General features: G+C 59.8%; 12 protein-coding genes. 4 read left to right on the forward strand and 8 right to left on the reverse strand.

Annotated features, from left to right (window positions below; all coding sequences use genetic code 11):
* Positions 1 to 57: 57 nt before the first annotated feature.
* Entirely contained in the window at positions 58 to 870 is an 813-nt protein-coding gene (locus LC343_RS13220) for a lytic murein transglycosylase (RefSeq protein ID WP_428982551.1), read from the reverse strand.
* Between the two features lie 102 nt (positions 871 to 972).
* On the reverse strand, positions 973 to 1,632 hold the full coding sequence (locus tag LC343_RS13225; protein ID WP_223477608.1) for a YggS family pyridoxal phosphate-dependent enzyme: 660 nt from the start codon (positions 1,630 to 1,632) through the stop codon (positions 973 to 975).
* Between the two features lie 133 nt (positions 1,633 to 1,765).
* Here LC343_RS13225 and leuS point away from each other — a divergent pair, with 133 nt between their 5' ends.
* The 3 genes from leuS to holA are packed head-to-tail and all read left to right on the forward strand — an operon-like array spanning position 1,766 to position 5,997.
* Positions 1,766 to 4,387, forward strand: coding sequence for a leucine--tRNA ligase (leuS, locus tag LC343_RS13230; RefSeq protein WP_223477609.1), 2,622 nt, complete (start codon positions 1,766 to 1,768; stop codon positions 4,385 to 4,387).
* 39 nt (positions 4,388 to 4,426) lie between these two features.
* Positions 4,427 to 4,957 carry an LPS assembly lipoprotein LptE gene (lptE, locus tag LC343_RS13235; RefSeq protein ID WP_223477610.1) on the forward strand — a complete coding sequence of 177 codons (531 nt, stop codon included), beginning with the start codon at positions 4,427 to 4,429 and terminating at the stop codon, positions 4,955 to 4,957.
* 2 nt (positions 4,958 to 4,959) lie between these two features.
* Complete coding sequence (holA, locus tag LC343_RS13240; RefSeq protein ID WP_223477611.1) at positions 4,960 to 5,997, forward strand: DNA polymerase III subunit delta; 1,038 nt, start codon at positions 4,960 to 4,962, stop codon at positions 5,995 to 5,997.
* A 21-nt stretch (positions 5,998 to 6,018) separates the two neighbouring features.
* Here the strand turns inward: holA and LC343_RS13245 are convergent, their stop codons facing one another.
* The 5 genes from LC343_RS13245 to mnmE all read right to left on the reverse strand — a co-directional run bounded on the left by LC343_RS13245 (position 6,019) and on the right by mnmE (position 11,704).
* A complete protein-coding gene (locus LC343_RS13245; protein WP_223477612.1) occupies positions 6,019 to 6,903 on the reverse strand; it encodes a ParB/RepB/Spo0J family partition protein in 885 nt (294 codons plus the stop codon).
* Between the two features lie 32 nt (positions 6,904 to 6,935).
* Positions 6,936 to 7,724 (reverse strand): ParA family protein, encoded by a 789-nt coding sequence (locus LC343_RS13250; RefSeq protein ID WP_223477613.1) that lies wholly within the window; start codon positions 7,722 to 7,724, stop codon positions 6,936 to 6,938.
* A 26-nt stretch (positions 7,725 to 7,750) separates the two neighbouring features.
* Positions 7,751 to 8,389, reverse strand: coding sequence for a 16S rRNA (guanine(527)-N(7))-methyltransferase RsmG (rsmG, locus tag LC343_RS13255; protein ID WP_223477614.1), 639 nt, complete (start codon positions 8,387 to 8,389; stop codon positions 7,751 to 7,753).
* Positions 8,390 to 8,391: 2 nt separating this feature from the next.
* Positions 8,392 to 10,269 carry a tRNA uridine-5-carboxymethylaminomethyl(34) synthesis enzyme MnmG gene (gene mnmG / locus LC343_RS13260; protein WP_223477615.1) on the reverse strand — a complete coding sequence of 626 codons (1,878 nt, stop codon included), beginning with the start codon at positions 10,267 to 10,269 and terminating at the stop codon, positions 8,392 to 8,394.
* A 130-nt stretch (positions 10,270 to 10,399) separates the two neighbouring features.
* Entirely contained in the window at positions 10,400 to 11,704 is a 1,305-nt protein-coding gene (mnmE, locus tag LC343_RS13265; protein WP_223477616.1) for a tRNA uridine-5-carboxymethylaminomethyl(34) synthesis GTPase MnmE, read from the reverse strand.
* Positions 11,705 to 11,739: 35 nt separating this feature from the next.
* Here mnmE and LC343_RS13270 point away from each other — a divergent pair, with 35 nt between their 5' ends.
* Positions 11,740 to 13,746 (forward strand): thioredoxin domain-containing protein, encoded by a 2,007-nt coding sequence (locus tag LC343_RS13270; RefSeq protein WP_223477617.1) that lies wholly within the window; start codon positions 11,740 to 11,742, stop codon positions 13,744 to 13,746.
* A gap of 27 nt (positions 13,747 to 13,773) precedes the next feature.
* Here LC343_RS13270 and rho read toward each other — a convergent pair whose 3' ends face one another.
* A complete protein-coding gene (gene rho, locus LC343_RS13275) occupies positions 13,774 to 15,039 on the reverse strand; it encodes a transcription termination factor Rho (RefSeq protein WP_223477618.1) in 1,266 nt (421 codons plus the stop codon).
* Positions 15,040 to 15,157: the final 118 nt, after the last annotated feature.

Raw genomic sequence — 15,157 nt, forward strand, 5'->3', positions numbered from 1 at the left:
CTTCGAATGCGTATCAGGCCCGCATCCACGAGGATGCGGGCTTTTTCTGTTTGAGTTTTACTTGTCGATTTCCGCGGCCATGATGGCGATGGCCTTCTGGTAGACCCCGGCGGCATTCCAGCCCTGGATCGCCCGGAAATTCGCCTGTCCCGGCTGATATCCGGCACCGCGCCGCCATCCATGCGCGCGCAGGAAATTCGCCGTCGAGGCGAGCGCGTCCCACTGCGATCCCGCCAGATCGACCCGTCCATTGCCGTCGCCATCGACGCCATAGCGAAGAACGCTGCCCGGCAGGAACTGCGTGTGCCCGACCTCGCCATGCATCGCGCCTCGGGTTTTTGAAGACAGGACCCCACGATCGACCAGCTGAAGCGCGGCATAAAGGTGTTCGGTGAAAAACGCCGAGCGGCGGCAATCATAGGCGAGCGTCGCGATGGCCGAGACGACATTGGCGTTGCCCATGAAACGGCCAAATCCGGTTTCCATGCCATGGATGGCAAGGAGCGGCCCGGCCGGAACGCCGTATTTGCGCTCGATCGCCGAGAAGAAGCTGGCGTTGGACGCCTTGCGCCGCCTGCCCTGCGAGATGATCGTGCTGGAACCACGCACCTGCATGAACTTCTGCAGCGAATAGCGGAAACTCTTCTGATTGCGGTCGGCGTGGATGGTCTTTGTTGCGTAGCGGGTGCCAGCAAGCGCCTGCAGCCCCCTGTTTCGAATGCCGTTCGCCTTGGCTTCGGCCGCGAACTGGGCCTTCCAGCGCTCGAAGCCGCCGGCATTGTTGCCGCACTGGGCCGCGTGCCCGACACCGGTCAGCATCGCCGTCGCGACGACCACACCCAATGCCAGTCTCGCCAATCTCGATTTCATGCCATGTTCTCCAGATGAAGCGTAAATTCGGTCACCCCGCGCGGAACATGCCCTATTCAAACTGAAAAGTCAGCGCTGATTTCGTACCAAAATCACGTCCATTTAGCGCCCGCCAAAGATCGCAGTGCCGACCCGCACGCTGGTCGCACCAAACCCGATAGCCGTTTCGAAATCGCCTGACATGCCCATCGACAACTTCTCGACATCGTTCTCGCCGGCGAGCTTTCGCAACAGCGCGAAATGCGGTCCCGGGTTTTCATCGAAGGGCGGAATGCACATCAGCCCCTCGACCGTCAGGCCAAGTTCATCGCGGCAAAGTTTGATGAATGCCGCGCAATCATCCGGCGCGATCCCGGCTTTTTGCGGTTCCATGCCCGTATTGACCTCGACATAGAGCCGCATAGGTTTGCCCTGTTTTTCGATTTCCTTCGCGATGGCGCGCGCGATTTTCTCGCGGTCGACCGTCTGGATCACGTCGAAAAGGGCGACCGCTTCCTTCGTCTTGTTGGATTGCAGCGGCCCGATCAGATGCAACTCGACATCGGCATAGTCGGCTTTCAGACCCGGCCATTTGCCCTGCGCTTCCTGGACGCGGTTTTCGCCGAACACCCTCTGGCCCGCGTCCAGCACCGGCCGGATCGCGTCGGCGTCAAAGGTCTTGGAAACGGCGATCAGCTCGACATCCTGGCTTTGGCGACCCGCCTCCCGCGCTGCCGAATCGACGCGGCTTCGCACGTCCTTCAAACCATCCACTGCCGACATGCATGCCTCCGGCTTCGTTCTGGCCGATCCGGCCGGTTGTTGACGGCTTGCCCTTTTACCGGCAAGAGACCGTTGATTTGTTTCGCGGCGCAAACCTGCACGCCGCCACGAAGAATTCAAGAGTTTCAACTCCATGACGACCGAACGATACAATCCGCGCGAAGCCGAACCGAAATGGCAAAAGGCCTGGGCGGACGCGAAGCTTTTCGAGACCGACAACGACGACCCGCGGCCGAAATACTACGTGCTGGAAATGTTCCCCTACCCGTCGGGCCGCATCCATATCGGCCACACGCGCAACTACACGATGGGGGACGTCGTCGCACGCCACCGCCGCGCGCTCGGCTACAACGTGCTGCATCCCATGGGCTGGGACGCCTTCGGCATGCCGGCTGAAAACGCCGCGATGCAGAACAAGGTCCATCCCGGCGAATGGACCTACGCCAATATCGAGACGATGCGCGAGCAGCTCAAGCTGATGGGCCTGTCGATCGACTGGTCGCGCGAATTCGCCACCTGCGATGTCGATTACTATCATCGCCAGCAGATGCTGTTCGTCGATTTCCTCGACAAGGGCCTTGTCTACCGCAAACAGTCCAAGGTGAACTGGGACCCGGTGGACATGACCGTGCTCGCCAACGAACAGGTGATCGATGGCTGCGGCTGGCGCTCAGGCGCTCCGGTCGAGCAGCGCGAACTGACGCAATGGTTCTTCAAGATCACGGATTTTTCCCAGGATCTGCTTGATTCGCTCGACACGCTCGACGAATGGCCGGAGAAAGTGCGCGTCATGCAGCGCAACTGGATCGGCAGGTCCGAGGGTCTGCAGATCCGCTGGGAGCTGACCGGGGACACGGCCCCGCAAGGCGAGACCGAGCTCGAGGTCTACACGACCCGCCCCGACACCATCTTCGGCGCTTCGTTCATGGCGATCGCGGCCGATCATCCGCTGGCGAAAAAGGCCGCGGAAAACAATCCGGACCTTGCGGCCTTCTGCGAGGAATGCCGGCGTGCTGGCACCTCGGTCGCAGAGCTCGAAACAGCCGAGAAGAAGGGCTTCGACACCGGTATCCGGGTTGTCCATCCCTTCGATGCCAGCTGGACGCTGCCGGTCTATGTCGCCAATTTCGTGCTGATGGATTACGGCACCGGCGCGATTTTCGGCTGTCCGTCTGGCGATCAGCGCGACCTCGATTTCGCCAACAAATACGGCCTGCCGGTCATCCCGGTTGTCATGCCGAAGGATGCTGATGCGGCGACCTTCCAGGTCACCGAGGAGGCTTATGTCGATGATGGCGTCATGATCAATTCGCGCTTTCTCGACGGCATGAGCCCGGAAGCCGCCTTCGAAGAAGTGGCGAAACGGCTCGAGGAAACGGCAATCGGGAACGCCCCGCAGGCCGAGCGCAAGGTGCGTTTCCGCCTGCGCGACTGGGGTATTTCGCGGCAACGCTACTGGGGATGCCCGATCCCGGTCATTCACTGCGATGATTGCGGTGTCGTTCCAGTACCGAAAGCCGATCTTCCGGTTAAATTGCCCGACGATATCGACTTCGAGAAGCCTGGCAATCCGCTTGATCGCCATCCGACCTGGCGCGACGTGAACTGCCCCGCCTGCGGAAAAGCCGCGAAACGCGAAACCGATACGATGGATACGTTCGTCGATTCGTCCTGGTATTTCGCACGCTTTACCGCACCGAAAGCCGACAACCCGACCGATCCGGTCGCGGCCAATGACTGGTTGCCGGTCGACCAGTATATCGGCGGCATCGAACACGCGATCCTGCATCTGCTCTATTCGCGCTTCTTCACCCGCGCGATGCGCGAAACCGGCCATCTCGACCTCGCCGAACCATTCAAGGGCCTGTTTACCCAGGGCATGGTGGTGCACGAGACCTACCGCACTGGAACCAGCGCGAAGGGGCAATGGCATGCGCCATCCGAGATTCGCCTGGAGGACAATGGCGGAAAGCGCCGCGCCATCGTGATCGAAACCGGCGAGGAAGCCGCGATCGGTTCTTTGGAGAAGATGTCCAAATCGAAGAAGAACACGATCGGGCCGGAAGAAATCACCCAGAGTTACGGCGCTGACACCGCGCGCTGGTTCATGCTTTCCGATTCGCCACCCGACCGCGACGTGGAATGGAGCGATCGCGGCGCCGAGGGCGCGCACCGTTTCGTCCAGCGGATCTGGCGCGTCGTATCCGGCGCGGCACCGACAATCGCTCCGGGAAATCCCGACGAGGCCGGCGCAGAAGCGCTCGCCATGCGCAAGGCGGCCCACAAGGCGCTGAAGGCGATCGGCGAAGACCTGTCACGGCTCGGCTTCAACCGTGCCATCGCCCGCGTGCACGAACTGGTCAACGAAATCGCTCCGGCGGCAGAAAAAGCCGGAAAGGGAGCTCCGGCCGACAAGGCAGCCGCCCATGAGGCGCTTTCGATCCTGGTGCAGGTCATCGCACCGGTCATGCCGCATCTTGCGGAGGAATGCTGGCGCGTTCTTGGCCACGAGACCATGGTCGCCGAAACCGCATGGCCTGAATTCGACCCGGACCTCGTCCGCGAGGATACGATCACGCTCCCGGTCCAGATCAACGGAAAGCGCCGCGGCGAAATCTCCGTGGGCAAGGACGCCGACAAGGAGTCGATCGAAAAGTTGGCGCTGGAGGCGGATTTCGTCATTCATCACCTCGGCGGGGCCGCGCCGAAAAAAATCATTGTGGTTCCCAACCGCATCGTCAACATTGTCGCCTGATGCAGACGGGAGCCCGATTGCAATGAAAAGGCTTGTTCGATGATAAGAATTGGCGCGAAGATCGCCGCCCTCGCCATCACGGGCTTTCTGGCCACGGCCTGCACGGTTCAGCCGCTCTATGCGCCCTCGGGTCCGGCATCCACCGTTCAAAATGCAGCGCTTGCCTCGATATATGTTAAGCCGGCTGACGATCGGGTCGGTCAGCAGGTGCGGAACGCGCTGATCTTCCTCCTGAATGGCGGGTCGGGCCAGCCGGCCAATCCGGCATACGAACTCGACCTCAAGGTTTCGAGATCGAATCGCGGAACGCTCGTCATCCAGACGCCAACCGATGGCGAACCGACCGCGAGCACCGTCACCGTGACCACGAATTACACCCTGACCGACACGGTCGACGAGACGAAGATCTCCGCACGTCGTGCCAGTGCGTCAGCGTCCTATGATGTTTCGGGCCAGGAATTCGCCAATGCGCGCGCCGAGCGGGATGCCGAGAACCGGGCCGCCCGCGACGTCGCCGAACGAATTCGCGCATTGCTCGCCGCCGACCTGGCGCGCGCAGGCAGGCAGTAGGCGTGAGCGAACTCAAGGCCGGTGAAGTCGACCGGTTCCTCGCGAAACCGGACACTTCGAGGCTCGTCTATCTCGTTTATGGGCCGGACCGTGGCCTGGTTTCCGAGCGGGCCGAAAGGCTGGCGCGTTCGACCGGTGTCGATCTTTCCGACACCTTTTCCACCATCAAGCTGGACGCCAATGAACTGGCAAGCGATCCCGTTCGCCTGGTCGATGAAGCATATACGGTTGCGATGTTCGGCGGCGACCGGCTGATCTGGATCCGCAATGCGGGCAATCACAAGGACGTCTCGGCAAACATCGAGAAAATCCTCAAGGAACCGCCCGACGCCGTGAAACTCCTTGTCGAGGCAGGCGACCTGAAGAAGGGAACCGGCCTTCGGGCGATCGTCGAGAAATCGCCAAACGGGATCACACTCCCTTGTTATGCCGACAACGCGCAGACTCTCAACGGACTGATCGACGCCACGTTCGGCGAAGCGGGTCAGCGCCTGTCGCTCGATGCGCGTCGCTATATCCAGGATCATATCGGGGGCGACCGGCGCGCGTCGCGGGGCGAACTCGAGAAACTTGCGCTCTATGCCCATGGCGAGGAGGAAATCACGCTCGACATGGCGCGCCAGAGTATCGGCGACGCGTCGGCGGTCTCCTTCGATGAAGTCGTAGATGCGGTCATAACCGGCAGGTTGGCGGATTTCGACGATTCAATGCAAGCCTTCATTTCCGGCGGATCGAATCCCCAGCCGCTGCTTGCCGCAGCGATCCGACAATTCCAGCAGCTCGATCTTCTGCGCGCCGAAATGGACAAATCGGGAAAGCCGGCGGGTGCCGTCATCGCCGCCGCACGGCCGCCGGTGTTTTTTACCCGCCGCAAGACGGTGGAACAGGCGCTGACACGCTGGACGGCACAAGGAATTCGCCACGCATTGAGACGGTTACAGGATTGCGTTCTGGAAAGCCGCATGAATTCGGCGTTGACGGTGCCGGTTGCGAGAACGGCTTTGCTCGCCATCACGATACAAAGCGCAAGAAGACGTTAGCCGGCTTATAATATCGGGAATTCAGACGCCCTGAAGCCGATGGCAAAGCGAATCGAGCTGTTCCAAAGTCTTGTAGCGAACCTTCAGTTCCCCGCCCTGACCGCTATGGGCGATTTCGACACGTAAGCCGAGTTGATCGGTCAACAATTTCTCCAGGGCCAGCGTATCGGCGTCTTTCTGTTTGGCGGCAGCGCCGACGGACCGGCTGGTCTTTTGCGTACCGTCCGCGTCTTGCGCAAGTTGTTCTGCCTGTCGCACCGAAAGACCGCCTTCGACTATGCGACGCGCAAGGGATTCCGGATCGGACGCGGTGATCAATGCCCGCGCATGGCCGGCCGACAATGCACCGATACGAACCTGCTCGCGGACGGGATCCGGCAGCTTGAGAAGGCGCAGCGTGTTGGCGACATGGCTTCGGCTCTTGCCGATGACATCACCAAGGTCGGCCTGGGTATAGGCATATTCGTCAAGAAGCCGCTGATATCCGCCCGCTTCCTCGATCGGATTGAGATCGGCACGCTGGACGTTCTCGATGATCGCCAGTTCGAGCGCGATCTTGTCGTCCACGTCACGGATAATGACGGGGATATCGACAAGCCCGGCCCGCTGGGCAGCACGCCAGCGCCGCTCGCCCGCGATAATCTCGAACATGTCGGCATGGCCGGCCTGCGGACGCACGACGACAGGCTGGATAATGCCATGCTCGCGGATCGAAGCCGCGAGATCGGCCAGGTCTTCCTCGGCGAATTCGCGGCGCGGATTGTTCGGATTGCGGACGACAAACTCGATCGGCAGCCGGCGATCGGCGGGTTGCGGCTGCTTCGCCTCTTCCGCGGGCTGGTCCATTTCACCGATCAGTGCCGCGAGGCCGCGTCCAAGTCTTTTGCGGGAAGCGTCGTCTGCCATGGTCGTACCGTTTGTTTCGTTATCGAATCGCTTCAGGCCGCCGTCAGCCGGCGTTCACGCCGGATCACTTCCGACGCCAGTTGCAGATAGGCCTGGCTGCCGGCGCAACCCAGATCGTAAAGGATCGCCGGTTTTCCATGCGATGGTGCCTCCGAGACCCGGACATTGCGCGGGATGACCGTCTCGTAGACCTTGTCTCCAAGATGCGACCGCACATCCTCGACGACCTGCAAGGCAAGGTTGTTGCGCTTGTCGAACATGGTGAGCACGATACCCTGGATTTCGAGCTTCGGATTAATCGACCGTTTGACCTGGTCGACGGTCTTGAGAAGCTGGCTCAGGCCTTCGAGCGCGAAGAACTCCGTTTGCAGCGGCACGAGGATAGAATCGGCGGCCGCCATTGCATTGAGCGTCAGGAGATTGAGCGACGGAGGGCAGTCCACCAGCACATAGTTGAACCGGGTCGAGACGCGATCGAGCGCGGACCGCAGCCTGAATACGCGATCCTGCTTGCCCGAAATCTCCATCTCGACGCCCAGTAGGTCCATTGTCGATGGAACAATGGAGAGATTGGGCACAGCCGTTGGCACAGCCGCGTCAAGCGCGTCAGCCTCACCGAGAAGGACGTCATAGGAGGAAACTTCGCGATCTTCGCGGTCGATACCGAGCCCGGTGGACGCGTTGCCCTGCGGATCGAGATCGACAATGAGAACGCGCTCGCCGATAGCGGCAAGCGCGGTCGCCAGATTGATCGCCGTGGTCGTCTTCCCCACGCCGCCCTTCTGATTCGCTATGGTTATCACGCGACAACGATCCGACATCGAAAGTCCCCGGTTGCAGGAAAGATTCAGGCCGGTTTCGGTTGCAGATTCGAGATTTCGAGAATGACGGAATCCGCGTCGATCCGGCTCTTATGTATTACCAGATCGAAAACGTGTTTGGCACGGCTTTCTTCGATCTCGCCGGCATATCCACGGCCTTTGTGAAACAGAGCGCGCGTACCGGACGAGAGCCAGGCCGAGGTCATATCGAGAAGCGCCGGCAGCGCAGCCAACGCCCGCGCCGTTACGATATCGGGCCTTTTCATCGCCGGGATTGCTGCCTCGATACGGGCAGGATGGATGATCGCCGACGGTGCACATTGTGCCTTGACCGCCTGTAGAAACGCCGTTTTCTTCCGGTTGCTTTCGATCAACTCAACCCGCGCATCCGGTTGATCCTGCAGAAGTATCGCGATCACCATGCCCGGAAATCCGCCGCCCGAACCGAGATCCGCCCAGTGTTGCGCCTCAGGCGCGAGATCGAAGAGTTGAGCGCTGTCTGCGATATGGCGCCGCCAGAAATCTTTCTGCGTGGACGGTGCGGTCAGATTGATCCTCGGCGACCACTTCTCATAAAGCGCCGCGTAATCACGCAAGCGCGCATGTGTTTCACGTGAAACACCGCCCAGGAAATCGGCATCGTCGAAGGCAGCGTTTCCGACCATGATCAAGCGACGCGCGGCTTCGCAGCGCGCCGCTGCTGCTGAATATGGGCGATGACCAGCGCAATCGCCGCCGGCGTCATGCCTTCTATGCGCTGCGCCGCTGCCAGTGTCTCGGGCTTCCGGCTTTCCAGCTTCTGTCGCAGCTCATTCGAAAGCCCCGCGATAATAGAATAATCCATATCGGCTGGAATCGCCGTTTGCTCCTCCCGGCGCACAACCGCGATATCCGCCTCCTGACGTCTCAAATAGACCGCATATTGCGCTTCAATTTCGAGACGCTCCCGAATCAAAGCAGGGAATTCCGAGAATTCTGGCCAAATACGAGCAATATCGTCTGAAGAGACGGATGGATAGGACATCAGATCATACGCCGAACGACGGACGCCATCCTGATTGATTTCGAGTCCGAATCGAATAGCCTCCTGCGGCGTGACCGCATGGGCTTTTGCAAAATCACGAGCAGCATTCAGGTCTCCGCGAACCGCGTCGAAATGAGTCCTGCGGACACTCCCGGCCAAACCAATCTCGATCGCCATCGGAGTCAGACGCATATCCGCATTATCGATACGCAAGGAAAGCCTGTACTCCGCTCGCGACGTAAACATGCGATAGGGTTCCGAAACCCCGCGAGAGACGAGGTCGTCAATCATCACGCCGATATAGGAGTCCGTTCGGCTGAAAACGACCGGATCTCCACCGGAAGCCTGACGCGCAGCATTCAGCCCCGCGACGAGACCCTGCGCTCCCGCCTCTTCATATCCGGTTGTTCCGTTGATCTGCCCGGCCAGGAAAAAACCGGAGGTCCCACGCAGCTGCAGCGACACTTCAAGCGCCCGCGGATCGACATGATCATATTCGATCGCATAACCCGGCTGCAGTATCACCGCATCCTCAAGACCGGGGATGGTTCGAAGCAATGCACTCTGCACCTCTTCCGGCAACGAGGTGGAGATCCCGTTTGGATAGACCGTATGATCGTCGAGCCCTTCCGGCTCCAGAAATATCTGGTGACCATCCCGTTCCCCGAACTTGACGATCTTGTCCTCTATCGACGGACAGTAGCGCGGACCGACGCCCTTGATATTCCCGGAATACATGGCGCTCCGGCCGAGATTGGCCTCGATGATCGCATGCGTTTCCGGTGTCGTGCGGGTAATCCCGCATTCAATCTGCGGATTCGTGATCCGCTCCGTCATCGTGGAAAATGGTACCGGATCCGAATCGGCTGCCTGCATGGCAAGCCTATCCCAATTAATCGTACGGCCATCCAGACGCGGTGGCGTCCCGGTCTTCAACCGGCCGAGAGGAACGCCGAGTTTCTCGAGCGTTACAGACAGGCCAACACTCGGCGCCTCGCCCATTCGGCCGGCCGGTATCGTCTTGTCACCGATATGGATCAGGCCGCGAAGGAATGTCCCGGTCGTGAGCACGACGGCGCGACACGAAATGGTTTTTCCATCCGCCAGAATCACGCCGCTGACCGTTCTGGATGAATCCAGTTCCAGATCGGCGACCTCACCCTCAATGACCTCAAGGTTCTCTATGGCCAAAATTTCGCGCTGCATGGCTTCGCGGTAGAGCTTGCGATCCGCCTGGGTCCGCGGCCCGCGCACAGCGGGCCCTTTGCGGCGATTCAACATTCGGAACTGAATACCTGCCGCATCGGCGACACGGCCCATCAACCCGTCCAGCGCATCAATCTCCCGGACCAGGTGTCCTTTTCCAAGCCCTCCAATGGCTGGGTTGCAGGACATCGTTCCGATCGTCGCGAATGAGTGCGTCACCAACGCCGTTCGCGCGCCAACGGCTGCTGCCGCGCGAGCCGCTTCGCACCCGGCGTGGCCGCCACCGATGACAATGACATCGAATTCGCGTTTCATGGTTCCACCTGTTTGAATGTCCGGGAGATGAAGCAGGATCAGGCCCGCGTCAAGACCCGCCATGTTTCACGTGAAACACTGACCGCTGATGAAACATTCCATTCAGGCCTTCTGATCCGTTACACGTGAATCATTTGCCGATACAGAACTCTGAAAAAATGACACCGAGAACGTCCTCGACGCCAAACTGTCCGGTTATCCGCCCCAGGCTATAGGCCGAAAGACGCAGTGACTCCGCACGAAGTTCCAGCGGCATAGTACCATTCTCCGTCGCATTCCGAAGTCCCGACAGCGCTGACCGCACATTCTCGATGTGCCGCTGGCGGGTCGGGAGCGAGCTAACGTCATTCCCGACAGAATCTGCGAGATGGGAACCAAGCCGATTCAGGAGTTCATCGAGGCCATCATCTTGCCGCACCGAAATCGATAACGCATCCGAATCGAATCCTGCGTTCTTGATGTCGCCTTTCGACACGATGCGCCACACCGGAACATCCCCGAGATCTTCTATCGCTTCCCATGACCCATCAGGCGAAAGATGGAGCACAAGATCCGCTTCACCAGCCTTTACAAGGGCTCTCCGAATGCCTTCTGTTTCGATTGCATCTCCCGCATCGCGAATCCCGGCCGTATCGGTAATGACGACCAATTGTCCGCCGATCGAAAGCCGCGACTCGACCGCGTCCCGCGTCGTCCCGGGTATATCCGATACAATAGCGACATCGCTACCCGCTAACGCATTAAGAAGGCTCGACTTGCCAGCATTCGGCGCACCAATGATCACGATGCGGAATCCGTCTCGCACCGCCCGGGCTCGATCCGCACCCGCGAGATGGCGACGCATTTCATCGGCCAGCGCCGACATATCCTGCCAGACACGATCCGAAACGGAACCAGGAACATCCTCTTCGTCCGTAAAGTCGATTTCAGCTTCGATCATCGCCCGCGCATGGAGCAGGCGCTTCTGCCAGCCCTCATACACCCCCTTCAAAGCGCCAGAGGCCTGTGAAAGCGCCAGTATTCGCTGGGCTTCCGTCTGCGACGCAATGAGATCCGCGAGGCCTTCCGCCTCGGTCAGGTCGAACTTTCCATTGGCGAAAGCCCGCTTTGAAAACTCGCCCGCCTCAGCCAACCGAAAACCATCAAAGCCCGACAACTCTTCCAGAAGTCGATCCACAACAGCCCGTCCGCCATGAAGATGGAATTCAGCGACATCTTCACCCGTGAAACTGCCGGGACCCGGAAACCAGAGAACAAGTCCCCTGTCGATCTCCATATCATTGCGGCTGCGAATCGAACGAAGCGCCGCCTCTCGCGCCTCCGGAAATGATCCGGACAACGCCTTCACCGCATCGCCAGCACCGGGACCGGATACCCGCACGACCGCGACACCGGACGGAAGACCGCCGCTCGACAATGCATATATGGTTTCCATATCCTTAAAGGCCCGACGCGACAAAGGAAGCTGAATTGACGGATGCCCTGCACAACAGGCTCGCGGACGCCGCCAGCCCGTATCTACTGCAACACAAGGACAACCCTGTCCACTGGCAGCCCTGGGACGATGCCGCGCTCACAGCGGCAAAAAACCTCGACCGGCCGATCCTTCTATCCATCGGCTACGCCGCCTGTCACTGGTGCCACGTCATGGCGCATGAGAGCTTCGAAGATACCGACGTCGCGAAGCTGATGAACAGCCTCTATGTCAACATCAAGGTCGATCGCGAAGAGCGGCCGGATATCGACCAGCTCTACATGGCCGCCCTGACCGCCATGGGAGAACAGGGCGGATGGCCGCTCACCATGGTGCTGACACCGGACGGAAAACCTTTCTGGGGCGGCACCTATTTCCCGAAACAAGACAGCTACGGACGGCCCGGCTTCGTAGACGTTCTTGTCCAGGTCGAAACTGCTTGGCGCCAACGCCGCGACGACATAGACGCAAATGCCGATCGCCTGCAGGCGCATTTGCAAAACCAGCTCGCCGGCGCGGCAACGCCTGCGACATTGACCCCGGAAACGATCCGCAGCTTCTCCAAACGTGTCGCGACGCTGTACGATCCTGATCACGGCGGCCTGAATGGCGCGCCGAAATTTCCGAACGCGCCATTTCTCGAAACCCTTTGGCGCGGGTGGTTGCGCGACGGCGACGAAGACGCTCGGGACCGGTTCATCGAGACGGTTACCGCCATCGCACTCGGCGGGATCTACGACCACCTCGGTGGCGGGCTCGCGCGCTATTCCGTCGACGGCCAATGGCTCGTGCCGCATTTCGAGAAGATGCTCTACGACAATACACATTTCATCCGCCACTGTATCTGGGCGCATTCGCAGACGCAGTCCGATTTGTTCCGGCTGCGAATCGAGGAAACCATTGGCTGGCTGCAACGGGAAATGACCATGCCCGGCGGCGGATTTGCCGCCAGCCTCGATGCCGACTCCGAGGGCGAGGAGGGCAAGTACTATGTATGGTCTCTGCCCCAGATCGAGGAGATCCTCGCCGGCTCAACCGAGGCTTTTGCGTCGGATTACGACGTCACGCGGCGCGGTAACTGGGAAGGAACCAATATCCTCAACCTCTCGACCCTCCGCGCCGATCCGGACGAAGCGGCGAAAGTAATCAATCGTCATTCGAAAAGCCGTGAAGCCCTGCTGGCCCACCGCGTCGGTCGCATTCCACCCGGGCAGGACGGGAAAATACTGGCGGACTGGAACGGTTACGCAATCCGGGCCATCGCCGAAGCGGCACGTTATTTCGGATCCGGATCCTGGACCGCACTAGCGACCGGGCATTTTAGAAAACTGATGGAAAGGATGTTGTCCGACACCCGGCTTTCCCATGTCTTTGATGGGGAGAAAGCGAGCGGGTTCGGTTTCGCGACCGACTATGCCGCCATGATCAGCGCAGCTCTCGCTTTGTATGAAACGACATCTGACACGGAATTTCCGGAAAAGGCGCTGAAGCTGGCCGATTTGCTGAAGCAGAATCATTTCGATTTCGAATCGAGTCGTGGATTCTGGATGCAGGAGCAGAACCGCTCCGATACCCCCATGCTGACCTGGAACGATCTCGATGAAGCCAATCCATCGGCGACGGCACAAATTTTGGAAGCGCTTTCACGATTGGCGCTTGCCACAGACGACATCCAACTGACCGGTTTGACCGACAAATTGATGGCACAGGCCGCGGGACGCATCATGCAAAGCCGGTTCGGCCAGGCAGGCTTTCTCAACGCGGCGGACACTGTGCACGCCTCGCGCAAGCTGGTCGTCGTCGGAGACAGCGCCGAGACCGACCCTCTATGGTCCTGGACGACGCGCCACCCCGACCCGCGCCGATTGGATGTGTTCCTTGCTGCAGTTACCGACAACCCGAAATTTCAGGACAAAGGCGCTTATCTCTGCGCTGAAATGAAATGTTCGCCGCCGGTCAAGACCGACGGCGAACTCGAAAGGCTTCTGAAAAGCGGGTTATGAATCCGGCTAACGAGCCGGATAATCCAATCAGGCGTTCATCGAATCGAAGAACTCTGCGTTGTTCTTGGTCTGCTTGAGCTTGTCGATGAGGAACTCGATCGCGTCCGTCGTGCCCATCGGCGCGAGGATGCGGCGCAGAACGAAGATCTTCTGCAGATCCTGACGCGGAATAAGCAGGTCTTCCTTGCGGGTACCCGACTTGAGCACGTCGATCGCCGGGAAGGTGCGCTTGTCGGCAACCTTGCGGTCGAGGACGATTTCCGAGTTACCCGTACCCTTGAACTCCTCGAAGATCACTTCGTCCATGCGGCTGCCGGTATCGATGAGCGCCGTCGCGATGATCGTTAGCGACCCGCCTTCCTCGATATTACGCGCCGCACCGAAGAAACGCTTCGGACGCTGCAGGGCGTTGGCGTCGACACCGCCGGTCAGCACCTTGCCCGAAGAGGGCACAACCGTGTTGTAGGCGCGACCGAGACGGGTGATCGAATCAAGCAGGATGACAACGTCGCGGCCATGCTCGACCAGGCGCTTGGCCTTTTCGATGACCATTTCCGCGACCTGGACGTGACGTGATGCTGGCTCGTCGAAGGTGGAGGATACGACCTCTCCCTTCACCGAACGCTGCATGTCGGTCACTTCTTCCGGGCGCTCGTCGATCAGAAGCACGATCAGGTAGCATTCCGGATGGTTGGCCGTGATCGAATGGGCGATGTTCTGGAGCAGAACGGTCTTACCGGTTCGCGGCGGCGCCACGATCAGGCCACGCTGGCCCTTGCCGAGCGGCGCCACCAGATCGATGACGCGCGCCGAATTGTCCTTCGTCGGCGCACCATCGATTTCCATGTTGAACCGCTCGTCCGGATAGAGCGGCGTCAGATTGTCGAAATGGCTCTTGTGACGGATCTTTTCCGGGTCTTCGAAATTGATCGTGTTGACCTTGAGAAGCGCGAAATAGCGTTCGCCTTCCTTCGGACCCCGGATCGGACCCTGAACCGTATCGCCGGTCTTCAGCGAGAAGCGGCGGATCTGCGATGGCGAGATGTAGATATCGTCCGGGCCCGGCAAGTAGTTCGCGCTGGCCGAACGCAGGAAGCCGAAACCGTCCTGCAGGATTTCGACGACACCGTCGCCGATGATTTCGACATCGTCCGCAGCCAGTTTCTTCAGGATCGCAAACATCAATTCCTGTTTGCGCATCGTGCTGGCATTCTCGACCTCGAGGCTCTCGGCGAATTCGACGAGATCCGTGGCGGACTTGTTCTGGAGGTCCTGTAGTTTCATTTGTTGCATGAAAACGTGCTTTGTTCTTGGAAGAAAAATGGAAGAAGGGAAGTCGGCCCGTAGAAAGGGGAGGGGAATCCCGGGGCGCGTTTACCTTCACATAAGCCGTAGCCAATTCGACTTCAAG

The sequence above is a fragment of the Oricola indica genome, from assembly GCF_019966595.1.
GTDB lineage: Bacteria > Pseudomonadota > Alphaproteobacteria > Rhizobiales > Rhizobiaceae > Oricola > Oricola indica.